Here is a 23,578-nt window from a genome sequence, read left to right as displayed (position 1 = left end):
GGGCGAAGCCCCTATCGTGGCTTCCGTGCCAAAGTTCCGATCGGTCGCCGCCTATGCCCCGCAGGGAGTGACCGCCCTCGGACTGGGCATCGTGAACGAGATCTTCAACCGCTCCGGCTTCGACTTCGCCGTCTGCGCCGAGCGGCCCGGCACTCTGCGTACCGACCTCGGCCTGCCCCTGTCCGTCGAGCATGGCCTCGACGTGCTCGACCGCGCCGACCTGGTCCTCGCTCTGCCGGGCATGGACTTCCGCGCCGATCCGCCGCAGGCCGTCCTCGCCGCCTTCCGCGACGCGCACGCGAGGGGGGCGTTGATCGCCGCCCACTGTGTCGGCACGTTCCTGCCCGCGGCCGCCGGGCTGCTCGACGACCTGGAGGCCACCACCCACTGGCGCTTCGCCACCGACCTGGCCGCCCGCCATCCGGCCGTGCGGGTCCGTCCGGAGTCCCTCTACATCGACCAGGGCAGGCTCATCACCGGTGCGGGCGCCGTGGCGGGCATCGACCTGTGTCTGTACCTGATCCGCCGTGAGCACGGCGCCGCGACCGCCAACCAGATCGCCCGCGACCTGGTGACCACGCCCTACCGCAGCGGCGGTCAGCTGCAGTACCTGCCCGCCCCCGTCGCGGACGACGGTGACGACGAGCGGCTCTCCGAGGTGATCGCCTGGGCCAGGGCGAACCTGGACCGGCGGATCTCCGTCGACGACCTCGCCGCCCGCGCCCTGATGAGCCGGCGCTCCTTCGCCCGCCGTTTCAAGGCCGCCACCGGCGCGACCCCGCACGCCTGGCTGCTGGCCCAGCGCCTGAACCTGGCCGAGGAGCTGCTGGAGACCACCGACCTGCCGGTCGAGAACATCGCCCACCACGTCGGGTACGGCAGCGCCGCCGTCTTCAGGGAGCAGTTCGCGCTGCGCCGAGGCGTGCCGCCCCGCGACTACCGCAGGGCCTTCAAGCAAGGCTGACGCGCGGCGAGGGCGTCGATACCATCGGCTGGAGCAGCCTCAACGGAGGGCGACGACGATGGCCGTCCTGATCCGCACGCGTGACGTGCCCGCCGCACGCAGGCATGACGCGTGGCGAAGCATCGTCTGCGACACGCTCGGCCCCCTCGACCTGCGGATCGACCCCGACGCGCCGCTGCGGGGCGAGATCGACGCGGGGCAGCTCGGCCCCGTGGGCGTGGGCAGGGTGCGCACCTCCACCCCTCACAGCGTCCACCGGACGCCGGGGCTGATCCGCCGCGACAGCCCCGCGCTCTACCGGGTGGTGCTGGCCATGTCAGGAGAGCTGGCCCTGGCGCAGGACGGCAGGTCCGCGCAGCTCGAGCGCGGGCAGTTCGCCATCTACGACTTCGGCAGGCCGTACGAGCTGGCCTACCGCTCGGCCGTGCACCTGGCCGTCTTCAGCCTTCCGCACGAGATGCTTGCCATGCCCTTCGACTCCGTCGCGAAGCTGACCGCGGTCCCGATCGCGACGGACGGCGGCAGCGGCGCCCTGGCCGCGCCACTGCTCCGCAGGGTCGCTCTCGACCTGGAGACCTACCAGCCCGCCAGCGCGGCCCGGCTCTCCACCGTCGTCATGGACCTGATCACCACGGCCGTCGCCGAGCGGGCCGAAAGGGCCGAGAGCCTGTCCGCCGAGTCGCAGTCGCGCATGCTGCTGCTGAACATCCACTCCTTCATCGAGGAGCACCTGGGTCTGCCCGATCTCGACCCTGGAACCGTCGCCGCCGCCCACCATGTCTCCTTACGCCAGCTGCACCGGCTGTTCGAGACGCAGAACACGACCGTGGCCGCGTGGATCCGTCACCGGCGGCTCGAACGCTGCCGCAAGGACCTGGCCGACCCCGCCTTCCACCGCGTCTCGGTGAGCTCGATCGCCTCCAGGTGGGGGCTCGCCGACTCGGCCCACTTCAGCCGGCTGTTCCGGCACACCTACGGCATGCCGCCGGCCGAGTACCGCCGCTCCTGCCTCATGCCACAGGCCTGAGAGGCGTGGCGCGCACAGTCAATCGGCGGGCACGGGAAGACAAGCCTCGCGGGCGCCGGATCGACAGACTTGAGGTGTTCGCCGGCACCGGCGAACCCCCTCGGAAAGGATCCAGCGATGTCCTACACCCTCTTCGTGAACCTGCCGGTCAAGGACCTGAGCCGCTCGAAGGACTTCTTCACCGCGCTCGGCCTCACCCACTTCGGCGCGAGCGAGGACATGGCCTCCGTCGTGATCAGCGAGCAGACCCAGGTCATGCTCCTGACCGAGCCCACGTTCGCCGGCTACTCCAGGACCGAGGTCGCCGACCCCACCAAGACCACCCAGACGATCCTCGTCCTGGGCCTGGAGAACCCCCAGCAGGTCGACGAGCTGGTCGACAAGGCGATAGCGGCGGGCGCCGAGCCCGTCGGCGAGCCGGTGAACGACGGCTACCGCTACCAGCGCGGCTTCGCCGATCTCGACGGCCACCACTGGGCGGCCCTGTGCCTGGCGACCCCCGCGGGCTGAGGGCGCGCGCGTGATGACCGAACCCGTGTCCCGCACGGCGACGTCGGCCGACGGCACCCGCATCGCGTTCGACCGATCAGGCTCGGGCCCGGCGGTCGTCCTGGTGCACGGCGCTTTCACCGACAGGAGGCACCCCACGCTGTACGGCGTGGCGGCGGCCCTGGCCCCGTGGTTCACCGTGTTCAACTACGACCGTCGTGGCCGGGGAGCCAGCGGCGACACCCCGCCCTACGCCGTGCACAGGGAGATCGAGGACCTGGCCGCCGTCATCGAGGCGGCAGGCGGGTCGGCCATGGTCTTCGGCGGATCCTCCGGCGCCGCCCTGGCGCTGGAGGCGACGGCCCGCGACCCGGCCATCTCCAAGCTCGCCGTCTGGGAGCCTCCGTACCACGTCGACGAGAGCGCGCCCTGCCTGCCGGACGACTTCGCCGCACAGCTGGAGGCGCTGGTCGGGCAGGGGCGGCGCGCGGAGGTCGTCGAACGGTTCATGGTCGAGGCCGCCGAGGTCCCTGTGGAGGCGGTGACCGCGATGCGGGCCGACCCGTCCTGGCCTGAGCTGGAAGCGGTCGCCCACACCCTGGCGTACGAGGCCGCCGTCATGGGGCCGGGCAACGCCCTGCCCGCGGGGCTGCTGGGAGCGATCAACCGGCCCACCCTCGTGCTGAACGGCGAACGCAGTCCCGCGTGGATGACCAGCGCGGGAAGGGCCGTCGCGAAGAGCGTTCCAGGGGCTCTCCACCGCGTGCTGGAGGGCCAGACGCACAACGTGTCCGCTCAGGCCCTCGCCCCTGAGCTGCTGGAGTTCTTCGTCGCCGCCTGACGACGTCAGAGGGAGACGTGCTCGGGGCGTACGCCCATGCCGATGAAGCGGCCCATGAGGTGGCGCAGCGGCGGCAGCGCCCTGAACGCGGTGAAGATCGGCGGCACGTGCTCGGTCGTGTCGTCGGTCAGGTCCTTGGGGTACAGGTCACGCAGGATGCCGAGCTGGAAGGCCTGGGTCACCTTCGCGGCGCGCTGCCTGCGCGACTGGACCGCCGCCAGGTCGGCCTCGCCCGGCACACCGGGTCGCAGGAGGACAGGGCCGAGCAGGTTGGCGGTGGCGACCGCGTCCTGCACCGCCAGGTTGATGCCCACGCCGCCCGCCGGCGACATGGCGTGGGCGGCGTCACCGATGCACAGCAGGCCGGGCCTGTGCCACCGCGGCAGCCGGTCGACCCTCACCGTCAGCTGGTGCACCCGGTCCCAGCTGTCGATCAGCTCGACGCGGTCACGCAGGACGGGGGCCAGGCCCGCGATCTGCTCCCTGAAGGCGGTCAGGCCCGCCTCCTCGATCCCCGCGAACGCCGCCGCCGGGATCGCGTAGGCCAGCTGCCAGTACTCGCCCCTGTCGATGGAGATCAGCGCCCCCTTGCCGCCCTGGAAGAAGGGCACCTGGTCGTCCTGCCGCCGGGGCAGGTGGAACCACAGCACGTCCATGGGAGGTGAGCCGGCCACGGGCTCCAGGCCGGCGCTCGCACGGATCGTGGAGTGCCGGCCGTCCGCGGCGATCACCAGGTCGGCCCGCACCTCGACCGGCCCCTCCGCGGTGGTCGCCAGCACGCCGACGGCCCGCCCCTCCTCCGTGATCAGCTCTGTCGCCTCGGTGCTGCGCAGCAGGCGGAAGGACGGGTACGCCTCCGCCTTGCCCGCCAGGAAGTCGAGCACGTCCCACTGCGGCATGAAGGCGATGTAGGGGCAGCGCACCTTCAGCCTGCTGAAGTCGGCGAAGGTGACGGCCTTGCCGCCCAGGTTCACGGTGACGTCGGACATCCTGGTGTGCGGCAGGCGAAGGAACTCCTCGATCCAGCCCAGCTCGGCGATCAGCTCCAGCGTGGAGGGGTGGACGGTGTCGCCCCTGAAGTCCCTGAGGAAGTCGGCGTGCTTCTCCAGCACGATCACCTCGACTCCTTGGCGGGCCAGCAGCAGGCCGGCCATCATCCCGGCGGGGCCGCCGCCGACGACGCAGCATCTGGTGGTCTCGGTTCGCACGTGTCTCACCTTTCGTGGGGGAAGAGCAGCTCGACGAGGCGTGCGACGTCGAGGGGGGATCCGGTCCTCCGGCTGACGGCCACGGTGGCGAAGAGCGTCCTGGCCGCCGTGGCCGTGTCGTGGGGACGAAGCTCGCCCTCCGCGACACGCGCGGCCAGGAAGTCGCCGATCAGCCGCTGCCCCTCGCCCACCAGCTCCGCCAGCGCCGCGCGCGCCTGGGTGGCGCCGAAGAACACCGCCATGAGGTCGGCGTTGTCGGCGAGCAGCGCGTCGAAGGCGCCCAGCAGCTCGGTCAGCATCTCGACGGCCGGCCGTCCGCGGTGGTCGGCCGTCAGGAGCTCGCGCAGCTGCGGCAGGAACCCCCGCTCGGACAGCAGGGTCGTGACCAGGGCCTCCTTGCTCTCGAAGTAGCGGTACAGCAGCCCCGGCGTCACCCCCGCCGCTTCGGCGATGTCCTTGACCGACGCGCCGTCCACGCCCTTGGCCGCGAACACCTTCAGCGCCGCGTCGAGCAGTTGCTCGCGCCGCCACTCGGCCTGTTCCCTTCGCGTCTTCGTCATCAGCCCATCCATTGAATAAACGTTTACTCAAACAATAGGCGATCGCGAAAACCGTCGCAACGGGGGCATCCCGCGCGGCTTCAACCGCGCCGCACGCGAGGCTAGGCTCGGATGTGTCGGAACGTAAGCGTGAAGGGATCGGATCATCAGCAGCGACTCCTATCCCCCGCACGAGGAACGGCCGGCGCGCCGCCGCGTGACCGAGGCCGCGATCCTGAGCACCCGCGACCAGAGCCGCGCCGACGTCGTCCAGTGGACCTGTCCGCACGGTCAGCACGCCGGACGCGGCTGCGTCACCTGCTACCACGCCTCGGCCGAGGCCGACCCCTCGCTGCCGCTGTGGGATGTGGCCGCGTGGTTCACCACGGCGCGGCCGATCCCGATCAGGGCGCTGCAGGACGTGCACCGCCACGACAGGGGCCTGGCGCTCACCCAGCCGTCGACCCCGCTCGTCTACCTGCTGAGCGGCCAGGTGAGAGCCGCCCTGGGCGCGGAGGCGGTGGCGGGCGTGGTCGGGTTCCTGCTGCAGAACCGTCACATCGTCGACGAGTTCACCGTGACGGAGATCCGCGCCGTCCACTTCTGAGCGTCAGAGGGTGATCGCTCCCGACGGGCAGAGGGTCGCGGCTCTCCGCACGGCCGCCTCGTGCTCGGGCGCGGGGGCGGCGTCGAGCACGACCACCAGCCCGTCGTCCTCGCTCTGGTCGAACACCTCCGGCGCCGTCAGCGCGCACATGCCCGCGCCGCAGCAGCGCCCCCTGTCCACGTCGATCCGCATCGACTACTCCTTGTCCCAGGTGACCGGCAGGCGGTGCACGCCGTAGATCATCATGTCGGTGCGCAGGGGCACCTCCTCGGGCGGGACGGCGAGACGCAGCGCGGGGAACCTGTCGAACAGCGCGGGGAGCGCGACCCGCATCTCGACCCGTGCCAGCTGCTGCCCCAGACATTGGTGGATGCCGTGGCCGAAGGCGACGTGTCCCGCGGTGGGCCGGTGAAGATCGAGCGTGCCGGGGTCGGCGAAGTGTTCGGGGTCGTGGTTGGCCGCCGGGATGGAGACCGTGACCGACTGGCCCGCCTTGACGATCCGTCCACCGAGCTCGACATCCTCGAGCGCGGCTCTGACGGTGCCGGGGATGACGCTCAGGTAGCGCAGGAGCTCCTCGACGGCCTGGTCGGCGAGGTCCGCGTCCGCGCGGAGGGCGGCGAGCTGACCGGGATGGCTCATGAGGGCGTAGGCGCCGAGGGCGAGCATGTTCGCGGTGGTCTCGAACCCCGCGCCCATCAGGACGCCGCCGATGTTGGCCAGCTCCTCGTCGGTCAGGTCGGCGGCGGTGGCCAGCCCGCCCAGCAGGTCGTCGGTGGGCTCGGCGCGCTTGGCGAGCACCAGGTCGAGCATGAACGCCTGCAGCGCGCCGAAGGCGGCGATCTTCTCCTCCGTGGAGACCTCCAGGCTCATCAGCTTGGACATGTCGCTCTGGAACCTGGCGCGCTCCGTCGTGGGCACCCCGAGCAGCTCGCAGATGACCAGGCCGGGAATCGGCAGCGCGAACGCCTCCATGAGGTCGGCGGTGGGCCCCTGCCGCTCCATCGCGTCCAGGTGTTCGGCGGTGATCTCCTGGATCCTGCCGGTCAGCCGGCGCATCCTGCGGACGGTGAACTGGCCGGTGAGCAGGTGCCGGTAGCGGGTGTGCTCGGGCGGGTCCATCGAGGTGAAGATCCCGGGCGGCGCGGGCCGGGCCGGGCCCACGCGCGTGCCGCCGATGGGGGCGTGCGTGAGGTCGGCCCTGTGGCTGAAGCGGGGATCAGCGAGGACGGCGCGCACCAGGGCGTGGCTGGTGACGAGCCAGCCGACGTGACCGTCGGGGTAGGCCATGGGGCTGATCGGACGCTCCCCGCGCAGCCGCGCGAGCTCCTCAGGAGGGTCGAAGGGACAGCCCGCCTTCCGGGCCGTGGGGAGTGGCACGGGCGCCTCGAACTCGGACATCATGCCCCTTTCGAAGGGTCAGCCTGGTGACAGGTTGTCGAGGGCGGCTCTCACCTCGGCGGCCTCCTCGACGCTGAGCATGGGATGCGAGTAGATGTCGATGAGGGTCCTGGCCAACAGCAGGTCGCCCTCCGGGGTGTTCAGGTCCACGCCCAGGCCCCTCGACACGTGCTTGTGCAGGACGGCGACCGCGAGCGCCATCGCGGTGCCCACGGTCGCCCTGGCCTTCCTGTCGACGTCGGGCGTGTCGGACCGCTTCTCGTCGGCCTCCGCCAGCCATTCCTCGCTGAGCTCGACCATCTGGTCGAAGACGGTCTCGGCCGACCCCTCGACCAGCGCGCGGGCCAGGTAGCGCTGGTAGGGGCCCATCGCGGCGTTGGCGGTGGCGACGGGGTTGGCTTTGTCGAGCGCGTGGCCCGACCTGACCTCGTCGTTGAGCCTGCGGATCATCTTGGCCAGGTGCGCGTCACACGCCTCCCTCAGCCCCTGCTTGGAGCCGAAGTGGTGGCGCACCAGCCCTGACGACACGCCGGCGGTCTCGGCGATGCCCCTGATCGTGGCCCGCTCGAACCCCTGCTCGGCGAAGTGCCGCATCGCGGCGTCCCTGATGCGGGCGCGCGCGGTGAGGTCCTCGGGGTCGGGTCCGGACGCGTTCATCTGTCCTATCCATCCGTATAGCTGGCTACTCGCTCATACAAGACGCTACACACGTGTGTAGTCACTGTCCAGTGCGGTTGACCTCAACCATGCTTGAGCTCCTAGCGTGGGGCCCATGAACGCCAACGTGATCATCAAGGCGGGGCGGCGGGAGTGGACCGGGCTCGCCGTCCTGGTCCTGCCGACCCTTTTGCTGTCCATCGACATGAGCGTGCTCCACCTGGCCGTGCCCATGCTCAGCGCGGATCTGCGGCCCAGCGCGACCCAGCTGTTGTGGATCAACGACATCTACGGATTCCTCGTGGCGGGCTTCCTGATCACGATGGGCACGCTGGGCGACCGCATCGGCCGCAGGCGGCTGCTGCTGATCGGGGGCGCCGCGTTCGGCCTGGCCTCGTTGCTCGCCGCCTACGCGCCCAGTGCCGAGTCGCTGATCGCCGCGCGGGCGTTGCTCGGCATCGCGGGGGCGACGCTCATGCCGTCCACGCTGTCGCTGATCAGCAACATGTTCCACGATCCCGGCCAGCGCACGGTGGCCATCAGCCTGTGGATGACCGGATTCACCGGCGGCATGGTGCTCGGTCCCGTCGTGGGCGGGGTGCTGCTGGAGAACTTCTGGTGGGGCTCGGTCTTCCTGCTGGGCGTGCCGGTCATGGCGGTGCTGCTGGTGGCGGGTCCGATGTTGCTGCCCGAGTACCGCAACCCCGGTGCCGGCCGCCTGGACGTGACCAGCGTGCTGCTGTCCCTGACCGCCATCCTGGCGATGATCTACGGTCTCAAGGAGATCGCCGCCTACGGCCTCGCCCTGCCGCCCGTCCTGACCGTCCTCGCTGGGCTCGCGCTCGGTGTCGCGTTCGTGCGCAGGCAGCGCGGGCTGGCCGACCCTCTCCTGGACCTGTCGCTCTTCGCGGAGCGGAAGTTCAGCGCCTCGCTGGGCACCCTGATGCTCACCATCCTGGTGGGCCCCGGCATCGGCCTGCTCTCCGCGCAGTACCTGCAGCTGGTGCTGGGTCTGTCACCGCTGGAGGCGGGGCTGTGGTCACTGCCTCCAGCGGTGGCGGTCACGGTGGGCCTGGTCGTCTCGCCGCTGCTGGCCCGCAGGCTGCGGCCGGCCGTCGTCATCGGCGTGGGACTGCTGGCAGGCGCCGCGGGGGTCGCCCTGATCGCCCAGGCGAGCCCCACGTCCGGCCTGGCGGCCGTCGTCGTCGGACAGGTCGTCTTCTTCCTCGGCGCCTCCCCGCTCATGGTGCTCGGGACCGACCTGATCGTGGGGTCGGCACCGCCCGAGCGTTCGGGCTCCGCCTCCTCCCTGTCGGAGACCGTCCAGGAGTTCGGCGGCGCCTTCGGCCTGGCGCTGTTCGGCAGCATCGCCACCGCCGTCTACCGGGCGCGGCTGACCCTGCCCGAAGGGCTTCCCGCCGAGGAGGCGGCCATCGCAGGCGACACACTGGGCGGCGCCGCCGCCGCGGCGGGACGGCTCCAGGGACCGGCCGCCGACGCGCTCCTCGACGCGGCGGGATCGGCCTTCACCAGCGCCCTGCAGACAGCGGCGATGATCAGCGCGGGGATCGTGGTCCTCGCGGCCGGCGTGGCCTTCGTCTTCCTCAGGCAGGTCCCGCCGACGGCCGACCAGCCACCCCACCTGGAGCCGGCACCCGCGGCCCCTGTGCCCTCATGAGCCGAGGACGGCGCGCAGCCGCTCATAGGTCGGGGCCAGCTCGCGCAGCCCCGCCATGAGCGCCGCGTCGTCGCCCGCCACGACAGGCCGCTGGAGCCCTCCCACGATGCGGGCCTGTCCGGCGGCGACGGCGGCGCCCTCCTCCCGTCCCATCGAGGCGAGGCAGACGGCCAGATCGTTCAGCCTGCGCGCGCCCACCCTGACGGCGAACGCCTGCCACAGCTGCCTGACCTCGGGATCCAGCCCTTCCGCCACGAGCTCGGCCGTGCGCTCGGCCGCCTCCGCCTGCCCCAGCGTCCCCGGAGGGACGGGCTTGTCCTTCCTGCCCCCCAGCCAGGCCACACCTGCCGGCAGCGAACGCCGCAGCGCCTCGGCCTGGCTCACCCGCTCCCGCCTCACGAAGCCCGACCGCATCGCGTAAGGGCGTTCCAGGTAGGCGACCAACTCGCCGCGCCAGGACTCGGCGAAGACCCCGGTCGGCACCGTGGCGTACGGGTGGCCCTCCGGGTCGTGCAGGAGCACGGTGTCGTCGTCCACTGCCAGCACCACCACGTAGTGGTCGGCCCCGACCGCCCGGCCGGAGCCGGGCTGGTGCGCCAGCAGCCCCATCTCCAGCGGGCCCGCCAGGACCGGGCCCTCCTGGCAGGCCCTGCGCAGCCGGTCGAGGGCCTCGGCCGCCGAGCCGCCGTCGCCGCGCTCGCACGACCAGCCGAGCAGCTCGATCGCGGCGTCGAGCCCCTGCTCGGGGTCCCAGCCGAAGGGATCGAAGAGGGGCATCCGGCCACCGATCAGCTGCATGCCGTACGGCGAGCCGGTCAGGACCTCGATGACGGAGGGCGGGGGCGCCTCGGCGCCCAGCATCATGGCGAGCGCGTTCGCGTAGCAGTACGGACCCGAGCCGACATAGGGGATGGACATGCGGGGAGCATGACGGCTGACACGGTGTCAGGGTCAAGCGCCACGAGAGGACGGAGGCCGGCCTGGCGCGGCGGTGCCGCCGGTCGCCCACGGAGACGTGATATTTCAGTTTTCATGAGACCAGCGGGGCAGGTGAAAGCCGGTGAACAACCCTGATCTCATCTTCGCCATCGGTGGCGCGGGCGCGCTGCTGGCCGCGGTGCTGCCCGGCGTGCTGAATCGGCTGCCCTTCTCCCTGCCGCTGGCCTGCCTGCTCGGCGGGCTGCTGCTGTTCCTGCTCCCCCTTCCGCTGCCCGAGGTCGATCCCGTCGCCCACAGGGTGGCGCTGGAGCACGTCACCGAGATCTGTGTGGTCATCTCGCTCATGGGCGCGGGCCTGGCGATCAACCGCAGGCTCGGCCTGCGCAGTTGGTCGACGACCTGGCGGCTGCTCGGCGGGACCATGCCGCTCACCGTGGTGGCCGTCGCGGCAGTCACCGCGTGGCTGCTGGGCTGGCCGCTGGCGGCGGCGGTGCTGCTCGGCGCGGTGCTCGCGCCCACCGACCCCGTGCTGGCCTCCGACGTGCAGGTGGGAGAGCCCGTCGACGCCGAGAACGCCGACGACGAGGTCCGCTTCTCCCTCACCTCCGAAGCCGGGCTCAACGACGGGCTGGCCTTCCCCATCGTCTACGCCGCCATCGCCATGGCCGCCACGGGCGGCACCGCGTGGGTGGGCGAATGGGCGCTGGTGGACGTGCTCTACCGGATCTCCGCCGGAGTCCTCGGCGGGCTGTTGATCGGCTGGCTGCTCGGCCGCCTGTTCTTCCACGCCAAGACCGAGAACCTGCGCCTGGCCGAGCACCGCGACGGGTTCGTCGCCCTGGCCAGCACCTTCCTGGCGTACGGCCTGACCGAGCTCGTCCACGGCTACGGCTTCATCGCCGTCTTCGTCACCGCCTGCGCGATCAGGAACGCCGAGCGCAGCCACGGCTACAACGGCATCCTGCACGGCTTCATCGAGCAGATCGAACGGCTGCTCACCGCCTGGCTCCTGCTTCTGCTCGGCGGCTTCGTCGCGGCGGGCGGCCTGGCCTCGCTGACCTGGCGCGGCGCCGCCGTCGCCCTCCTGCTGCTGGTGGTGATCCGCCCGCTGACCGGGTGGCTGGTCCAACTGGGCGGCCCTGCGGGCCCGCGCGAGCGGGCCGTCACGTCCTTCTTCGGGATCCGCGGCATCGGCTCGCTCTACTACCTCGCGTACGCGCTCGGGCAGGCCGATTTCGGCGTGCCCCAGGAGGAGCTGTGGGCGGTGGCCGCCTTCACCGTGGTGGCCTCCATCGTGCTGCACGGGGTCACCTCCACCCCGATCATGTCGCGCCTCGATCGGCTGCGGGGCACCCCGCAACCGTCGTCGCTCGCCGAACGCGACTCCTGACGCCCTGCCGCCTCATTTCGGCGCAGCCATAATGCCCGGCTTGTACGGGTAGGAACCCCGCATGAAGGTAACCGCAGAGGACATGGGTGTGCTGCTGCTGCGCGTGCCCGCCGGGCTGCTGCTCATGGGGCACGGCGCGCAGAAGCTGTTCGGCTGGTTCGGCGGGGGCGGCCCCGAGGCGACCGGCGAGATGATGACGGCGCTCGGCTACCCGCAGGGCAGGCTCATGGGCCTGGCGGCCGGTCTGGGCGAGTTCGGCTCGGGCGCGGGGATCGCGCTCGGCGCGGCCACGCCGCTGTCCTCCGCCGGTCTCATCGCGACGATGACCAACGCCACCGTCTCGGCGCACCTGTCCAAGGGGCTGTGGGCGCAGCACGGCGGGTTCGAGTACCCGCTCGTTCTCGCCACCGGCGCGGCGTCGCTGGCGGTGCACGGTCCAGGAAAGCTCTCGGTCGACGCGATGCTGGGCTGCGAGCGCAAGGGCCTGGCCTGGGGCCTGGCCGCCCTCGCCCTGGGCCTCGGCGGCGCCGCCGCCGTCCTGGCCCTCCGCCACCGGAACACCACCACCACCCCGGCCGAGCCTTGGTGACGTCGGACGCCTCACGCGTGGCTCGGCCGTCTCTCGGCTGAGTGCCCCGCGCGTGCTCAGCCGCCGAAGACGGCCGTCGGGTCGCCGGTGTACCAGAGGTTGTCGATGCGGACCCTCCGCATGAGCCAGCGCTCGCCCTCGCGGACGAGGTCGACGTCGTAGAGGTTCTTCAGCAGGGCGTGCGTGCCGCGGTCCGCGATGAGCAGGTGCTGGGCCTCCACCAGCGCGGTCAGGCGGGCGGTGTCTCCGTCGACGGCGACGCGCGAGTTGGTGACCTGGTGGGTGGTGTCCACCCGGCCCTCGAACATCGCGAGGATGGTCGTGACGATCGTGTCCCTGCCGGACATCAGCGGGGGCTCGGCGCCCCATGCGGCGGCCGCGGGGCGGAAGTCGAGTTCGGCGTCTTCGGCGAAGCCCGAGGCGAACAGCTCGCCGTCCTTGAGGTCCTGGCCGAGCCCGAAGCGGTAGAGCGCGTCGGTGATCTCGACGCGATCCCTCAACTCCTTGGTGACGGCGTCGGCCGCGACCGCTGATACGGCGTGCTGGGTGGTGACGTACATGGGTGCTCCCGTGCAGGTGTCTGTGTGCCTCCACCCTCGGCGGGGCGAGGCTCGCGATCAACGAGAGCCTGTGCAAGGATCGTGAATCCAGACTTAACGATGGGGAGCGGTCATGCTGGAGCGCCACGAGGTGGAGGCGTTCCTGACGCTCGCCGAGGAGCTGCACTTCGGCCGTACGGCCGAGCGCCTGCACGTGTCCACCGCCAGGGTCAGCCAGACGATCAAGAAGCTGGAGCGGCGCGTCGGCGTCCCCCTGTTCGACAGGACCAGCCGCCGCGTGCAGCTCTCCCCTGTCGGACGGCAGCTCTTCGAGGAGATCAGGCCTGCCTGGACCCAGATCGGCACCGCGCTCGAGCGGGCGATCGAGTCGGGAAAGGGCATCGCGGGCACGCTGCGGGTCGCCTTCACCGGCGCCGCGGCCGGTCAGCTGCTGGTCGGGGCGAGCGAGCTGTTCAGGAAGCGGCAGCCCGACTGCCAGGTGCGCATCAGGGAGGCGCAGATCGGGGAGATCGTGACGTGGCTGCGCGACGACGAGGTGGAGATCGTTCTGGCGAGTCTGCCTCCCGGGTTCCCCGAGCGCGAACCCGGCTTCGCCACCGGGCCCGTGCTGGTGAGCGAGGCGCGCATGCTGGCCGTACCCGCCGGGCATCCTTTCGCCAGGCGAACGTCCATGTCCGTCGAGGACCTGGCCCGCGTCCCGATGCTCCAGCTGCCCGACACGCTGCCCGTATCGCTGCGCGAGGACCACACGCCCGCGCGCACACCCTCGGGCCTGCCGATCGCGCCAGGACCTTCGGCCGCGACCTTCCAGGAGATGCTCACGCTGGTCGGCGCGGGTCTCGGGGTCTTCCCCGTGGGCGCGCAGGCCAGGCGCTACTACGCGCGTCCTGACGTCGCCTACGTCCCGTTCAGCGACGCCCCGCCCCTGGAGTGGCGGCTCCTGTGGCGGGCCGGCGGAGCCACCGCCAGGGTCCTCGCTTTCAGCCACGCGGCGCACGACATGGTGACCGACTACCGCTGAGCTCAAAAGTGTGCTACCTTGATGGAAGTTGCAGTTGTGGTACCCATACAAAGACTTTGTGTGCGCCTGATGTCATCATGTGACCTTCAGGTGCATTTTTGTTTGCCGGTCATCTCCGGGTGGGGTCATCTCAGCGACAAGCGACCCGTGCAGGGGCGGAACTCGCCCCGCATCTAGTTAGGGAGATTGACATGGCTACTGGAACCGTGAAGTGGTTCAACTCGGAAAAGGGCTTCGGCTTCATCGAGCAGGACGGCGGCGGCGCTGACGTCTTCGCCCACTACTCCAACATCGTCTCCCAGGGCGGCTACAGGGAGCTGACCGAGGGTCAGAAGGTCTCCTTCGACGTCACCCAGGGCCAGAAGGGCCCGCAGGCCGAGAACATCGTTCCCGCCTAATTCGGGCTTAGCGCCACGAGCCGGGGCTCGCACCTTTGGGTGCGGGCCCCGGCTTTTTGTGTCACCGGCCGCCCGGACTCCAGCACCACGTTGATCCTCTTCGGCGTGCCGGCGACCTCGGAAGTCAGCACCTTCGAGGTGTCGGGGCCGATGCACGCGTTCGGCGTGTCTTCGGTGGTACACCTCGAACGCCTGGCCGAGGGTCTCCTTCGACGTCACCCGGGGCAGGAGGGCCCGCGGGCCGAGACGATCGTTTCCCCTTCGCGCGGGCGGGGCGAGCAGAGCTACCAGATGACCGGCAGCTGGTGCGCGCCGTAGATGCTCATGTCCGTGCGCATCGGAACCTCCTCGGACGGCACCGCCAGCCGCAGCCCGGGAAAGCGCCGGAACAGCGCGGGGAAGGCCACGCGCATCTCGATCCTGGCGAGCTGCTGACCGAGGCACTGGTGGATGCCGTGCCCGAAGGTCAGGTGGCCGACCGTCGCGGGGCGGGTGACGTCGAAGGTCTCAGGATCGTCGAACCGTTCGGGGTCACGGTTGGCCGCCGGCACCGAGATCGTGACCACCTGACCCTTCCTGATCGTCTGACCGGCGATCTCGACGTCCTCGAGAGCGGCCCTGAGCGGCCCGAGATGCGTGACGGCCAGATAGCGGAGCAGCTCCTCGACGGCCCCCTCGATCAGCGGCGGCTCCGACCGCAGGGCGGCGAGCTGTCCGGGATCGCTCAGCAGGGCGAAGGTACCGAGCCCCAGCATGTTGGCCGTGGTCTCATGCCCTGCGACCAGGAGCAGCAGCCCTGCCCCCGCGATCTCCTCATGAAAGAGATCGCCGCCGGCGACGAGGCCGCTGAGCAGGTCGTCAGCCGGTTCCGCCCGCTTCCTTGCGACCAGTTCGTACAGGTAGCCCATCATCGACCCCGTCGCCGCGCCGACCTCCTCCCTGGTCGAGCCGACCCTCAGGGCGGTCGCGGAGTCGCGCTGGAAGCGCTCCCTGTCGGCGTACGGCACGCCGAGCAGCTCGCAGATCACCAGCGAGGGGACGGGAAGGGCGAACTCCTGGATCAGGTCCGCGGGCGCCCCGCCTCGCTCCATGGCGTCCAGGACCTCTTCGGTGATCTGCTCGATCCGTGGCTCCAGCTGCCGCATCCTGCGAACGGTGAACTGCGCCGCCAGCTGCTTCCTGAAGCGGGAGTGGTCGGGCGGGTCCATCTGCATGAAGAAGCCGGGCGGCTGGACGAAGTTCTCCGGCTCGAGCCCCTCCCAGCGGATCGGCCAGTGCAGGTTCTCCAGCAGGCTGCTGAAACGCGAATCCGTCAGCACCGCCTTGGCCGCCGAGAAGCCGGTCACCAACCAGCCCTGGTGACCGTCGGGATAGCGCAGCGGGCGGATGGGCGCCTGCTCCCGCCAGCGACCGAGCACCTCAGGAGGGTCGAAGGGGGAAGGGCGCTCGGTGGGAAAGGTGACAGGGGTGAACGAAGCCTCGGACATGGGCAGCTCCTTCATGCATCCTCTACAGATGTAGAGACTCTACGTCAGTAGAGGTCCGCTGAGGCGACCGACCCCTCGCGGGGCCGTCCGGGCCTCAGGGTCGGGTGGCGACGGCCAGCAGCACGCGGATCGTGGCGCGCAGGTCGGGAGCGTCGGCGCGCGCCCCCATGCCGACGAGACGGTCGAAGAGCACCCCGTCGAGGAAGGCGATGAGGTCGACGGCGTGCCGGTGGGCCTCGGGAACGCCGGCGGAGGCCAGCAGCTCGGTGATCATCTCGCGCAGGTGGTCGCCGCTCGCCATGAGCACGCGATGCAGCTCAGGCCGCCTGACCGCCTCGAGCGACAGTTCGTATCGAGCGAGCTGGCGGTCGCGGCCGGTGGTGAGCCACTGCCCGACCACGGTCGCCACCGCCTCGACCAGGCCTTCGAGATCGGAGCCCGAGGCCTCCCTCAGCGCCGCCAGGTCGGCGGCGGTGCCCTCCGCGAGCCGGTGCACCGCGGCCTGCAGCAGCGCCTGGCGCGTCCTGAAGTAGTACGACGTCGAGCCCTCGGGCAGACCGGCCGCCCTGTCGACGGTGCGATGGGTCAGGCCGCGCATGCCCTCCGCGGCGAGGACGGCGATCGCCACGTCGGCGATCTCTTCTCTGCGGGACACGCACCGAGTGTAGGCGCAGCCGCGAGCCGAGGTCAGAGCGCCCCTTCGGAGCCCACGAGGAGCACGCGGGAGGCCGGGCCCAGCTCCAGCGCGGTGCGGGTGGCCTGGTCGAGGGAGAGCAGGCCCGCCGCGCCGGCGGCGCCGCAGGCCGAGGCCCGCACGCCCTCGGCGGCCAGGAGCCTGGCTGCGCTCTCGGCCTCCTCGTCGGTGATGGTCACGAAGGCGTCGGCCAGGCGGGACAGCAGCCGCCATGCCACCAGGGACGGCTCGCGGCAGTCGAGACGTCCGAGCAGGGTCCGCCCGCCCTCGACCCGCGTCGGCCTGCCCTCACGGGCGCTCACCAGCAGGCAGGGGGCCGCCTGCGGTTCGACCACGACGATCTTCGGCTGCTCGCCCCAGCGGTCGCGCACGTACCCGGCGGCCGCCGCGGCGAGACCGCCCACACCCGCCTGGACGAACACGTGACTCGGCGCCTCGCCACCCTCGACGCCGCCAGGGCCGCCCGCGCCTCCGGTGTCTCCCACGGCCCCGGTGCTCTCGGCGGCCCCGCCGCGCAGGGCCTCGGCGGCCTCGTCGAACAGAACGGTGTACCCGCGCATGATGTCGAGGGGGACGGCGGTGTAGCCGTCCCATGAGCTGTCGGAGATCAGCCGCCAGCCGTGGCGTTCGGCGGCCTCCTGCGCCGCGGCCATGCTCTGCTCGTAGTCGCCGGGGCTGCGCCGTACCTCCGCGCCGAGCCTGCGCAGGCGGCGGGCGAAGTCCTCGGGGACGTCCTCGCTGAGGAAGACGATCGGGTCGCCGCCGAGCTCGCGCACTCCGGCCGTCATGGAGATGCCGTGGTTGCCCGCGCTGGCACAGACGAACGGGGTGCGCGCGGCGACCTCGCGCACCTGCTCCTCGGTGGGCCGTGGACCGTGGCGCTCCTCGGCCTCGGTCCGCACCAGCCGGGCGACGGCGTACATACCGCCCAGCGCCTTGAAGCTGCCGAGCCCCATGCGCCCGCTCTCGTCCTTGACCAGGATCGAGGCGACGCCTGCCGTACTCGCCATCGAGGGAAGGGAGAGCAACGGGGTGGCGCGGTTGGCGGGGTGGCGGCCGAAGAAGGCACGGGCCTGCTCAGCGCGGGCGACGCCGAGCAACTCGCGCTCGTTCGCGGTGTAGGTCTCTCGTGCGCTGTTCAGCCAGCTGTTCTCCATGAGGAAAATGCTAGGGAGACCATCTGCGGCCGACTCGCGACTTCGAGAGCGATGCTGTCGTTCGGCCGCGCCGTACGGCACTAATCTGCGGTTCATGCGCACCCCGGACCTGGACGACCTCGATCGCGCCATTCTCGACCGCCTGCAGCGGGACGCCCGCACCATCGCCGAGTCCATCGCGGTCGAGGTGGGCATGTCGACCGCCGCGGTCCAGCGCCGCATCAAGCGGCTCCGCGAGACGGGCGTGATCGCCCGCGAGGTGGCGGTGCTCAACCCGAAGGCGCTCGGCCAGGCGATGACGTTCATCGTGGAGGTGGAGATGGAGCGCGAGAAGTCGGAGGTGCTCGACGCCTTCCGCTACCAGATGGACGCCGACGAGAACGTCCAGCAGTGCTACTACGTCACCGGCGCCTACGACTTCGTGCTGATCGTGACCGCTCGGGACATGGAGGACTTCGAGGGGTTCACCCAGCGGACGTTCTTCGACAACGGCAACGTGCGCAGGTTCACCACCAGCATCGTGATGCGCCCGATCAAGGTGGGCCTGACGCTTCCCGTTCGCTCCCGCGCCTAGGCCGAGCGCTGGCGCTCCTGGAAGCGGCTGCTCTTGGCGCGGTTGCCACAGGTCTCCATCGAGCACCAGCGGCGGCTGCCGTTCTTGCTGATGTCGTAGAACCAGAGCACGCACGCCGGGTTGGCGCACTTGCGGATCCGCTCGGGGCGCTCGCCCATCAGGCGGACGAGGTCGGCCGCCGCCACCCATGCCGCGTGCCAGGCCGGGTCGTCGACGACGATCTCCTCGTACGGCCGCGCCCCCCGCAGCCGCGGTCGCCGTGAACCGTGGTCGAGGACGGCGTCGAGCGGCCCTTCCCTTCCGACGAGGGCCGCCCGCAGCGCGTCACGCGCCGCGACCAGCGGCTTCCTCGCCTGATCGGCTTCGCCCTGCAGTCCGTGCTCGGTGAGCCACGCCTCCGTTCCGCCGGGATCATCGAAGAAGTCCACCCAGGCGTCCTGCTCCACCCAGGCGGTGTTGACCAGGTCCAGCGCCAGAGGTTCCCCCAGCAGCGGCCGTGTTCGCGTCATGCCTCCATCCTAACCTGCTAACGCGATTTGACCGGTTGAACGTGCCCACGCTACGTTGTCCACACCAACCGGCAAAACTGATTTAGATAGTTAGTGAGGATCGTCATGACCGTTCGCCACCACACAGTCGAGATCGACGGGCTGAACGTCTTCTATCGCGAGGCGGGCGACCCTTCAGCGCCGACGCTCGTGCTGCTGCACGGCTTCCCGACCTCGTCGATCGCCTACCGGGAGCTCATGGAGGAACTCTCCGACGAGTTCCATCTCCTCGCACCGGACTACCCCGGCTTCGGCCACAGCTCCGCCCCCGCGGCCGACGAGTGGGACTACACCTTCGACCACCTGGCCGACGTCGTGGACCGGCTGCTGGAGACCCTCGGCCTGACCAGCTACGCGCTCCACATCCACGACTACGGCGCGCCGGTCGGCTTCCGGCTGGCCCTGCGCCACCCCGAGCGGATCACCGGCATCGTCACCCAGAACGGCAACGCCTACGACGAGGGCCTGACCCCCTTCTGGGAGCCGATCCGCGCCTACTGGGCCGACCCGAGCCAGGCCAACGGCGACGCCCTGCGCGGCCTGCTCACCCGCGAGGCCACCCACTGGCAGTACACCCACGGAGTCCCCGACACCTCGCTGGTCAACCCCGACAACGAGGCCTTCGACCAGGCGCTGCTCGACCGTCCCGGCAACCAGGAGATCCAGCTGGCCCTGTTCCTCGACTACGGCGTCAACCCCGGCCGCTACCCCGCGTGGCAGGACTACCTGCGCACCCAGCAGCCGCCGCTGCTCGCGGTCTGGGGAAGGAACGACGAGATCTTCGGTCCCGACGGAGCCCGCGCCTACGCAAGGGACGTGAAGCAGGCCCGCATCCACCTCCTGGACGCCGGCCACTTCCCGCTCACGACCCGCCTGAAGCAGAGCGCCGCCCTCATCCGCGACTTCCTCCGCGGCCTGTCCGACTGAGGAGCGCGGCCTGTCCCACCGACCAGGAGGAGCGGGCCCGCTCTCCGGCGAGCCGGGCCCGCTCCTCCATCGACCCGAAGGAGACCGCCGATGGCGTCCATGACCTCTCCTCCCCCCGCCGCCCCCGCTCGGCCGCCGGCCACGGCGATCCTCGTCACCACCACGGCCACCCTGGCGGGCCTGCTGCTGCTCGCCGCGGTCACCTCCGCGACCAGCCTCCCGCTGTTCGCGCTGCCGTTCGCGGCGAGCGCCGCCATCGTGGCGGTCGCTCCCGCCGCGCCGTTCGCGCAGCCCCGCAGCATCCTGCTCGGCCACCTCAGCGCCGCCGTGCTCGCCCTCGCGATCACCGCGCTGACCGGCCCTTCGATCTGGGCCGCCGTCGTCGCGGCGGGCCTGGCCACCGCTCCCATGCTCCTGCTGCGCGCCCCGCATCCGCCCGCGACGGCCACCGCGGCCCTGGCAGGGCTCACGGACCCAGGCCCGCTCTTCGTGCTCAACCCGGTGCTGGCCGCCAGCGTGGTCGTCGTCCTCGGCGGCGTCGTGCTCGGCCGCGCACTGCCGGGACACCGCTATCCCACGTACTGGCGCTGATCCGCGGCGACCCGGGCGTCGCCGGCTCCGGCGCGTCTGGCAGGGTGGCCGGTTGTGGACGGACAAGAACGCGAGGGCATCGACGTCGTGGCCGCGGCGGTCATCGACAGGGGACGGCTGCTCGTGGTCAGCAAAAAGAGCGCCCCCGACCTGTTCTACCTGCCCGGCGGCAAGCCCGAGCCTGGCGAGAGCGAGGAGCAGACCCTCGCCCGCGAGCTGAAGGAGGAGCTCGGGGCGGCGCCGACCGGGGTCTCGCTCCTGGCGCGCTTCGAGGGCGTGGCCGCGCTCGAAGGGGTGCCGATGCGGCTGGCCGTCTTCCACGCGGCGCTCGACCAGGCGCCGCTGGCCGCCGCCGAGCTGGCCAGGCTCGGGTGGACCGACGGGGCCGACGAGTACGTCCCGCTGCTGGCCTCGGCCATCCGCGACCAGGTCGTTCCGCTGCTCAAGGAGACGGGGGCGCTCACGGGGTCGCGGCCGTGAGCGGGTGCGCGGTGAGCGGGCTGGACAGGACCATGGTGCTCGACGGCTGCCCGTAGACGGCCAGCCTGTCGATCAGGTCCTCGAAGGCGGCCATCGAGGCCGCCGCCACCTTGAGGATGCTGCACACGTCGCCGGTGACCCGGTGGATCTCGCGCACCTCGGGCCAGCCGGCCACCTCGGGGTCGCGCAGCACGCAGCGGGGTCCGTAACACGACATGCGGATGAACGCCGACACCGACCAACCGGCCATCGCAGGATCCACCTGCGCGTGATAGCCGGTGATCACCCCCGACTCCTCCAGCCTGCGCACCCGCTCGGCCACCGCGGGCGGCGACAGATGGACCCTGCGCGACAGCTCGTTGAAGGAGAGCCTGGCGTTGGCCTGCAGTTCGCGCAGGAGCTCCCAGTCCATGTCGTCCATCGGGGGGCACCTTTCGATCGGAAAGCAGCCGCCAGGATATAGCCGGAATCGTACGCCCATAGTGGGGCATCGCCGTTGAACCGGCATTCCTTCCGGACCCTTCACCCGGCCATCATGAGGTGGTCAGTCAGGGGAGGGTGACCAGTGGACGGTACACGTCAGACAGTGCGGCCGACGACGGCCGTGGAGCGGGCCGAACGGGCCATGGCCACGGGTGGATCCCCGACGCTGGAGTTCCAGGCCGAGGTCCCCTACGACGCCTACGTGCACACCGAGGTGCTGCACAACCTGCAGCAACCGCTCAGCGACGACCCCGGCGAGATGTCGTTCCTGATGATCACCCAGGTGATGGAGCTGTACTTCAAGCTCGTCACCTTCGAGCTGCGCAACGCCAGGGCGGCGCTGCGCGACGACGAGGTGGGGGCGGCTCTGGCACCGCTGCGCCGTACGGCCCTGCACCTCGAAGGGCTCAACGGAAGCTGGCGCGGACTGCGGTGGATGACCCCCTCGGACTTCAACCGCTTCCGCGACCAGCTCGGCGAGGCGTCGGGGCTCCAGTCCTCGATGTACCGGCACCTGGAGTTCCTGCTGGGGCTGAAGAGCGTCGCGCTGCTCCGGCCGTTCAGGCGGCAGCCGAAGGTCCACCGCGAGCTGATGCGCTCCTTCGAGTCGTCGAGCGTCTGGGACGAGACCATCGCGCTGCTGGCCCGCCGCGGCCACGACGTTCCCCTTGAGCTGCTCGAACGTGACTTCTCCTTGGAGCACGAACCCCACCCGGCGGTCGAGAAGGCCTGGGTCGAGGTCTACCGCGACGACAGCACGACCAACGAGCTGCGGATGCTCGGCGAGGCGCTCACCGAGGTCGCCGAGCAGTTCGGCGACTGGCGCTACCAGCACGTCGCCGCCGTCCGCCGCTCGATGGGCGCCAAGCCCGGCAGCGGCGGTTCGAACGGCCTCGCGTGGCTGGAGCGCAGCATGGCCCGGGTGGTCTTCCCCGAGCTGTGGTCGGCCCGTACCCACATGTGAAGAAAGCGAAGGACACCATGAACGTGGCCATCGTCGGCGCGGGGCTCACCGGCTGCCTGCTCGCCTGCTATCTGGGCAGGCGCGGTCTCGACGTGACCGTCTACGAGCGGCGGCCCCGACCCGCGGGGCGGCGTCGTGGAGCGGGGCAGGTCGATCAACCTGGCCATCTCCGAACGCGGCCTCGACGCGCTGCGCAGGATCGGCCTGGAGGAGCGGGTCATGGCCGACGCGCTGCCGATGCGCGGCCGGATGATCCACCCGGTCTCCGGCCCGCTGGACTTCCAGAGGTACAGCCGCGACGGCGATCTGGCCATCAACTCGATCAGCAGGGGCGCGCTCAACAACACGCTGCTCGACGCCGCCGAGTCGGCTCCCGGCGTGAAGGTCCTCTTCGGGCACCGGCTGACCGGCCTCGACCCCGCGACGGGGACGATGACGTTCGAGACCGAGCAGGGCGACGTCCTGGCGGAGGCAGGCGTGGTGCTCGGCGCGGACGGCTCGGGCTCGGCCGTACGCGGGCAGCTGCTCGCCCACGGGCGCGTCGAGGAGAGCCTGGACTTCCTCGACCACGGCTACAAGGAGCTGACCATCCCCGCGGTGGACGGCGAGTTCGCGCTCGACCCCGGCGCCCTGCACATCTGGCCGCGCGGCACCTCCATGATGATCGCACTGCCGAATCCCGACCGCTCCTTCACCTGCACGATGTTCTGGCCGACGGGCGGCACCGCGAGCTTCGCCTCGCTGAGCAGCCCGGCGGCCGTGGAACGTCACTTCCGCGCCCACTACCCCGACGTGGTGCCGCTCGCCCCTGACCTGGCCGACGACTACCGCCACAACCCCGTCGGCCTGCTCGGCACCGTCCGCTGCGCTCCGTGGCACGCCGACGGCAGGGTCGGACTGATCGGCGACGCGGCGCACGCGATCGTGCCCTTCTACGGCCAGGGAGCCAACTGCGGCTTCGAGGACGTGGTGGAGCTCGACCGGTGCCTGGAGGAGAGCGGCGGCAGGTGGGAGCGGGCGCTGCCGCTGTTCGAGGAGCGGCGCAGGGAGAACACCGACGCCATCGCCGAGATGGCGCTCGCCAACTTCGTCGAGATGCGCGACAAGGTGGCCTCGCCGATGTACCGGCTGGTCAAGAACGTCGAGCACTGGCTGGAGGCGGCGCTGCCGGGCCGCTACGTGTCGCGCTACGCGCTGGTGTCGTTCTCCACCGTGCCCTACGCGCAGGTCAGGCGCAGGGTGCGCGGGCAGCGGCGGCTCCTCGGGACGGCGGTGGCCGCCGTGGTCGCGGGGGTGCTGGCGGCCGGCGTGTCGGCGCTGAGGTCCTCTGGGCGACGGCGAGGCCTCACGCACCGGTGACGGCCT

The 23,578-nt window shown here is 71.2% G+C and carries 28 protein-coding genes and 1 pseudogene; 17 read left to right on the top strand and 12 right to left on the bottom strand.

The window, feature by feature from the left end:
• The first annotated feature begins 25 nt into the window (after positions 1 to 25).
• The 4 genes from FHR33_RS28590 (at position 26) to FHR33_RS28575 (ending at position 3,321) form a co-directional block, all read left to right on the top strand.
• Positions 26 to 964: a GlxA family transcriptional regulator gene (locus FHR33_RS28590; RefSeq protein ID WP_221241287.1), complete on the top strand. Its 939-nt coding sequence runs from the start codon at positions 26 to 28 to the stop codon at positions 962 to 964.
• 58 nt (positions 965 to 1,022) lie between these two features.
• Positions 1,023 to 1,991: an AraC-like ligand-binding domain-containing protein gene (locus FHR33_RS28585; protein ID WP_183653998.1), complete on the top strand. Its 969-nt coding sequence runs from the start codon at positions 1,023 to 1,025 to the stop codon at positions 1,989 to 1,991.
• A gap of 117 nt (positions 1,992 to 2,108) precedes the next feature.
• Positions 2,109 to 2,501 carry a VOC family protein gene (locus FHR33_RS28580; protein ID WP_183653995.1) on the top strand — a complete coding sequence of 131 codons (393 nt, stop codon included), beginning with the start codon at positions 2,109 to 2,111 and terminating at the stop codon, positions 2,499 to 2,501.
• A gap of 13 nt (positions 2,502 to 2,514) precedes the next feature.
• On the top strand, positions 2,515 to 3,321 hold the full coding sequence (locus FHR33_RS28575) for an alpha/beta fold hydrolase (protein ID WP_183653992.1): 807 nt from the start codon (positions 2,515 to 2,517) through the stop codon (positions 3,319 to 3,321).
• A gap of 5 nt (positions 3,322 to 3,326) precedes the next feature.
• Here the strand turns inward: FHR33_RS28575 and FHR33_RS28570 are convergent, their stop codons facing one another.
• Together FHR33_RS28570 and FHR33_RS28565 are read right to left on the bottom strand one after the other, a co-directional pair.
• Positions 3,327 to 4,529 (bottom strand): FAD-dependent oxidoreductase, encoded by a 1,203-nt coding sequence (locus FHR33_RS28570; RefSeq protein WP_183653989.1) that lies wholly within the window; start codon positions 4,527 to 4,529, stop codon positions 3,327 to 3,329.
• 5 nt (positions 4,530 to 4,534) lie between these two features.
• A complete protein-coding gene (locus FHR33_RS28565) occupies positions 4,535 to 5,089 on the bottom strand; it encodes a TetR/AcrR family transcriptional regulator (RefSeq protein ID WP_183653986.1) in 555 nt (184 codons plus the stop codon).
• A gap of 196 nt (positions 5,090 to 5,285) precedes the next feature.
• On the opposite strand from FHR33_RS28565, the gene FHR33_RS28560 reads away from it, so the two are divergent.
• The gene (locus tag FHR33_RS28560) at positions 5,286 to 5,675 is read left to right on the top strand and encodes a hypothetical protein (RefSeq protein ID WP_183653983.1); all 390 of its coding nucleotides are present in this window, start codon (positions 5,286 to 5,288) and stop codon (positions 5,673 to 5,675) included.
• A 3-nt stretch (positions 5,676 to 5,678) separates the two neighbouring features.
• On the opposite strand, the gene FHR33_RS28555 is transcribed toward FHR33_RS28560, so the two are convergent.
• From FHR33_RS28555 to FHR33_RS28545, 3 genes are read right to left on the bottom strand one after another with little or no spacing between them, the layout of a single operon-like run.
• Positions 5,679 to 5,867, bottom strand: coding sequence for a ferredoxin (locus tag FHR33_RS28555; RefSeq protein WP_183653981.1), 189 nt, complete (start codon positions 5,865 to 5,867; stop codon positions 5,679 to 5,681).
• 3 nt (positions 5,868 to 5,870) lie between these two features.
• Positions 5,871 to 7,076, bottom strand: a complete 1,206-nt coding sequence (locus tag FHR33_RS28550) for a cytochrome P450 (RefSeq protein WP_183653978.1) — start codon at positions 7,074 to 7,076, stop codon at positions 5,871 to 5,873.
• A gap of 18 nt (positions 7,077 to 7,094) precedes the next feature.
• Positions 7,095 to 7,733, bottom strand: a complete 639-nt coding sequence (locus tag FHR33_RS28545; protein WP_183653975.1) for a TetR/AcrR family transcriptional regulator — start codon at positions 7,731 to 7,733, stop codon at positions 7,095 to 7,097.
• A 115-nt stretch (positions 7,734 to 7,848) separates the two neighbouring features.
• On the opposite strand from FHR33_RS28545, the gene FHR33_RS28540 reads away from it, so the two are divergent.
• A complete protein-coding gene (locus FHR33_RS28540; protein WP_183653972.1) occupies positions 7,849 to 9,411 on the top strand; it encodes an MFS transporter in 1,563 nt (520 codons plus the stop codon).
• Here FHR33_RS28540 and FHR33_RS28535 read toward each other — a convergent pair.
• Positions 9,406 to 10,329, bottom strand: a complete 924-nt coding sequence (locus FHR33_RS28535; RefSeq protein WP_183653970.1) for a YobF C-terminal domain-containing protein — start codon at positions 10,327 to 10,329, stop codon at positions 9,406 to 9,408. The genes FHR33_RS28540 and FHR33_RS28535 overlap by 6 nt on opposite strands.
• A 142-nt stretch (positions 10,330 to 10,471) precedes the next feature.
• Here FHR33_RS28535 and FHR33_RS28530 point away from each other — a divergent pair, with 142 nt between their 5' ends.
• Together FHR33_RS28530 and FHR33_RS28525 are read left to right on the top strand one after the other, a co-directional pair.
• The gene (locus FHR33_RS28530) at positions 10,472 to 11,740 is read left to right on the top strand and encodes a cation:proton antiporter (RefSeq protein ID WP_183653968.1); all 1,269 of its coding nucleotides are present in this window, start codon (positions 10,472 to 10,474) and stop codon (positions 11,738 to 11,740) included.
• Between the two features lie 61 nt (positions 11,741 to 11,801).
• Positions 11,802 to 12,329: a DoxX family protein gene (locus FHR33_RS28525; RefSeq protein WP_183653965.1), complete on the top strand. Its 528-nt coding sequence runs from the start codon at positions 11,802 to 11,804 to the stop codon at positions 12,327 to 12,329.
• Between the two features lie 56 nt (positions 12,330 to 12,385).
• Here the strand turns inward: FHR33_RS28525 and FHR33_RS28520 are convergent, their stop codons facing one another.
• Entirely contained in the window at positions 12,386 to 12,889 is a 504-nt protein-coding gene (locus FHR33_RS28520) for a nuclear transport factor 2 family protein (protein WP_183653962.1), read from the bottom strand.
• Positions 12,890 to 13,001: 112 nt separating this feature from the next.
• Here FHR33_RS28520 and FHR33_RS28515 point away from each other — a divergent pair, with 112 nt between their 5' ends.
• Positions 13,002 to 13,910, top strand: a complete 909-nt coding sequence (locus tag FHR33_RS28515; RefSeq protein WP_183653959.1) for a LysR family transcriptional regulator — start codon at positions 13,002 to 13,004, stop codon at positions 13,908 to 13,910.
• Positions 13,911 to 14,101: 191 nt separating this feature from the next.
• Complete coding sequence (locus FHR33_RS28510; protein ID WP_183653956.1) at positions 14,102 to 14,308, top strand: cold-shock protein; 207 nt, start codon at positions 14,102 to 14,104, stop codon at positions 14,306 to 14,308.
• Between the two features lie 284 nt (positions 14,309 to 14,592).
• Here FHR33_RS28510 and FHR33_RS28505 read toward each other — a convergent pair whose 3' ends face one another.
• The 3 genes from FHR33_RS28505 to FHR33_RS28495 all read right to left on the bottom strand — a co-directional run bounded on the left by FHR33_RS28505 (position 14,593) and on the right by FHR33_RS28495 (position 17,646).
• The gene (locus FHR33_RS28505; protein ID WP_183653954.1) at positions 14,593 to 15,795 is read right to left on the bottom strand and encodes a cytochrome P450; all 1,203 of its coding nucleotides are present in this window, start codon (positions 15,793 to 15,795) and stop codon (positions 14,593 to 14,595) included.
• Between the two features lie 94 nt (positions 15,796 to 15,889).
• Positions 15,890 to 16,450, bottom strand: coding sequence for a TetR/AcrR family transcriptional regulator (locus tag FHR33_RS28500; RefSeq protein WP_183653952.1), 561 nt, complete (start codon positions 16,448 to 16,450; stop codon positions 15,890 to 15,892).
• Between the two features lie 32 nt (positions 16,451 to 16,482).
• Entirely contained in the window at positions 16,483 to 17,646 is a 1,164-nt protein-coding gene (locus FHR33_RS28495) for a pyridoxal-phosphate dependent enzyme (RefSeq protein WP_183653949.1), read from the bottom strand.
• 94 nt (positions 17,647 to 17,740) lie between these two features.
• On the opposite strand from FHR33_RS28495, the gene FHR33_RS28490 reads away from it, so the two are divergent.
• Positions 17,741 to 18,220, top strand: coding sequence for an Lrp/AsnC family transcriptional regulator (locus FHR33_RS28490; protein ID WP_183653946.1), 480 nt, complete (start codon positions 17,741 to 17,743; stop codon positions 18,218 to 18,220).
• Here FHR33_RS28490 and FHR33_RS28485 read toward each other — a convergent pair.
• Complete coding sequence (locus FHR33_RS28485) at positions 18,217 to 18,729, bottom strand: CGNR zinc finger domain-containing protein (RefSeq protein ID WP_183653943.1); 513 nt, start codon at positions 18,727 to 18,729, stop codon at positions 18,217 to 18,219. The genes FHR33_RS28490 and FHR33_RS28485 overlap by 4 nt on opposite strands.
• Positions 18,730 to 18,834: 105 nt before the next feature.
• Between FHR33_RS28485 and FHR33_RS28480 the strand changes: the two genes are divergently transcribed.
• From FHR33_RS28480 to FHR33_RS28470, 3 genes are all read left to right on the top strand, one after another.
• The gene (locus FHR33_RS28480; RefSeq protein WP_183653939.1) at positions 18,835 to 19,695 is read left to right on the top strand and encodes an alpha/beta fold hydrolase; all 861 of its coding nucleotides are present in this window, start codon (positions 18,835 to 18,837) and stop codon (positions 19,693 to 19,695) included.
• Between the two features lie 90 nt (positions 19,696 to 19,785).
• On the top strand, positions 19,786 to 20,286 hold the full coding sequence (locus FHR33_RS28475) for an HPP family protein (RefSeq protein ID WP_183653936.1): 501 nt from the start codon (positions 19,786 to 19,788) through the stop codon (positions 20,284 to 20,286).
• A 54-nt stretch (positions 20,287 to 20,340) separates the two neighbouring features.
• Positions 20,341 to 20,766 (top strand): NUDIX hydrolase, encoded by a 426-nt coding sequence (locus FHR33_RS28470; RefSeq protein ID WP_312895760.1) that lies wholly within the window; start codon positions 20,341 to 20,343, stop codon positions 20,764 to 20,766.
• On the opposite strand, the gene FHR33_RS28465 is transcribed toward FHR33_RS28470, so the two are convergent.
• On the bottom strand, positions 20,747 to 21,187 hold the full coding sequence (locus FHR33_RS28465; protein ID WP_183653934.1) for an Lrp/AsnC family transcriptional regulator: 441 nt from the start codon (positions 21,185 to 21,187) through the stop codon (positions 20,747 to 20,749). The genes FHR33_RS28470 and FHR33_RS28465 overlap by 20 nt on opposite strands.
• A 165-nt stretch (positions 21,188 to 21,352) precedes the next feature.
• Here FHR33_RS28465 and FHR33_RS28460 point away from each other — a divergent pair, with 165 nt between their 5' ends.
• The 3 genes and pseudogenes from FHR33_RS28460 to FHR33_RS50665 all read left to right on the top strand — a co-directional run bounded on the left by FHR33_RS28460 (position 21,353) and on the right by FHR33_RS50665 (position 23,572).
• Positions 21,353 to 22,213 (top strand): tryptophan 2,3-dioxygenase, encoded by an 861-nt coding sequence (locus tag FHR33_RS28460; RefSeq protein WP_312895759.1) that lies wholly within the window; start codon positions 21,353 to 21,355, stop codon positions 22,211 to 22,213.
• Between the two features lie 17 nt (positions 22,214 to 22,230).
• Positions 22,231 to 22,341 (top strand): annotated as a pseudogene (locus tag FHR33_RS53400) (NAD(P)-binding protein); the annotation flags it as partial.
• A gap of 7 nt (positions 22,342 to 22,348) precedes the next feature.
• Complete coding sequence (locus FHR33_RS50665) at positions 22,349 to 23,572, top strand: FAD-dependent oxidoreductase (protein ID WP_246452154.1); 1,224 nt, start codon at positions 22,349 to 22,351, stop codon at positions 23,570 to 23,572.
• The last annotated feature ends 6 nt before the right edge of the window (positions 23,573 to 23,578 follow it).

Source organism: Nonomuraea dietziae (assembly GCF_014195505.1).
Lineage (GTDB): Bacteria > Actinomycetota > Actinomycetes > Streptosporangiales > Streptosporangiaceae > Nonomuraea > Nonomuraea roseola.
Note: the sequence above shows the minus strand (reverse complement) of the source record. Positions and strands in the feature narration are given on the sequence as shown.

What these genes read in the sequence shown, in the direction of transcription:
- FHR33_RS28545 (WP_183653975.1), bottom strand. Translation starts at nt 7,733, where the DNA reads ATGAACGCGTCCGGACCCGACCCCGAGGACCTCACCGCGCGCGCCCGC.
- FHR33_RS28475 (WP_183653936.1), top strand. Translation starts at nt 19,786, where the DNA reads ATGGCGTCCATGACCTCTCCTCCCCCCGCCGCCCCCGCTCGGCCGCCG.
- FHR33_RS28505 (WP_183653954.1), bottom strand. Translation starts at nt 15,795, where the DNA reads ATGTCCGAGGCTTCGTTCACCCCTGTCACCTTTCCCACCGAGCGCCCT.
- FHR33_RS28575 (WP_183653992.1), top strand. Translation starts at nt 2,515, where the DNA reads ATGACCGAACCCGTGTCCCGCACGGCGACGTCGGCCGACGGCACCCGC.
- FHR33_RS28565 (WP_183653986.1), bottom strand. Translation starts at nt 5,089, where the DNA reads ATGACGAAGACGCGAAGGGAACAGGCCGAGTGGCGGCGCGAGCAACTG.
- FHR33_RS28485 (WP_183653943.1), bottom strand. Translation starts at nt 18,729, where the DNA reads ATGACGCGAACACGGCCGCTGCTGGGGGAACCTCTGGCGCTGGACCTG.
- FHR33_RS28490 (WP_183653946.1), top strand. Translation starts at nt 17,741, where the DNA reads ATGCGCACCCCGGACCTGGACGACCTCGATCGCGCCATTCTCGACCGC.
- FHR33_RS28510 (WP_183653956.1), top strand. Translation starts at nt 14,102, where the DNA reads ATGGCTACTGGAACCGTGAAGTGGTTCAACTCGGAAAAGGGCTTCGGC.
- FHR33_RS28555 (WP_183653981.1), bottom strand. Translation starts at nt 5,867, where the DNA reads ATGCGGATCGACGTGGACAGGGGGCGCTGCTGCGGCGCGGGCATGTGC.
- FHR33_RS28585 (WP_183653998.1), top strand. Translation starts at nt 1,023, where the DNA reads ATGGCCGTCCTGATCCGCACGCGTGACGTGCCCGCCGCACGCAGGCAT.
- FHR33_RS28580 (WP_183653995.1), top strand. Translation starts at nt 2,109, where the DNA reads ATGTCCTACACCCTCTTCGTGAACCTGCCGGTCAAGGACCTGAGCCGC.
- FHR33_RS28520 (WP_183653962.1), bottom strand. Translation starts at nt 12,889, where the DNA reads ATGTACGTCACCACCCAGCACGCCGTATCAGCGGTCGCGGCCGACGCC.
- FHR33_RS28465 (WP_183653934.1), bottom strand. Translation starts at nt 21,187, where the DNA reads ATGGACGACATGGACTGGGAGCTCCTGCGCGAACTGCAGGCCAACGCC.
- FHR33_RS28480 (WP_183653939.1), top strand. Translation starts at nt 18,835, where the DNA reads ATGACCGTTCGCCACCACACAGTCGAGATCGACGGGCTGAACGTCTTC.
- FHR33_RS28495 (WP_183653949.1), bottom strand. Translation starts at nt 17,646, where the DNA reads ATGGAGAACAGCTGGCTGAACAGCGCACGAGAGACCTACACCGCGAAC.
- FHR33_RS28535 (WP_183653970.1), bottom strand. Translation starts at nt 10,329, where the DNA reads ATGTCCATCCCCTATGTCGGCTCGGGTCCGTACTGCTACGCGAACGCG.
- FHR33_RS28525 (WP_183653965.1), top strand. Translation starts at nt 11,802, where the DNA reads ATGAAGGTAACCGCAGAGGACATGGGTGTGCTGCTGCTGCGCGTGCCC.
- FHR33_RS28550 (WP_183653978.1), bottom strand. Translation starts at nt 7,076, where the DNA reads ATGTCCGAGTTCGAGGCGCCCGTGCCACTCCCCACGGCCCGGAAGGCG.
- FHR33_RS28515 (WP_183653959.1), top strand. Translation starts at nt 13,002, where the DNA reads ATGCTGGAGCGCCACGAGGTGGAGGCGTTCCTGACGCTCGCCGAGGAG.
- FHR33_RS28540 (WP_183653972.1), top strand. Translation starts at nt 7,849, where the DNA reads ATGAACGCCAACGTGATCATCAAGGCGGGGCGGCGGGAGTGGACCGGG.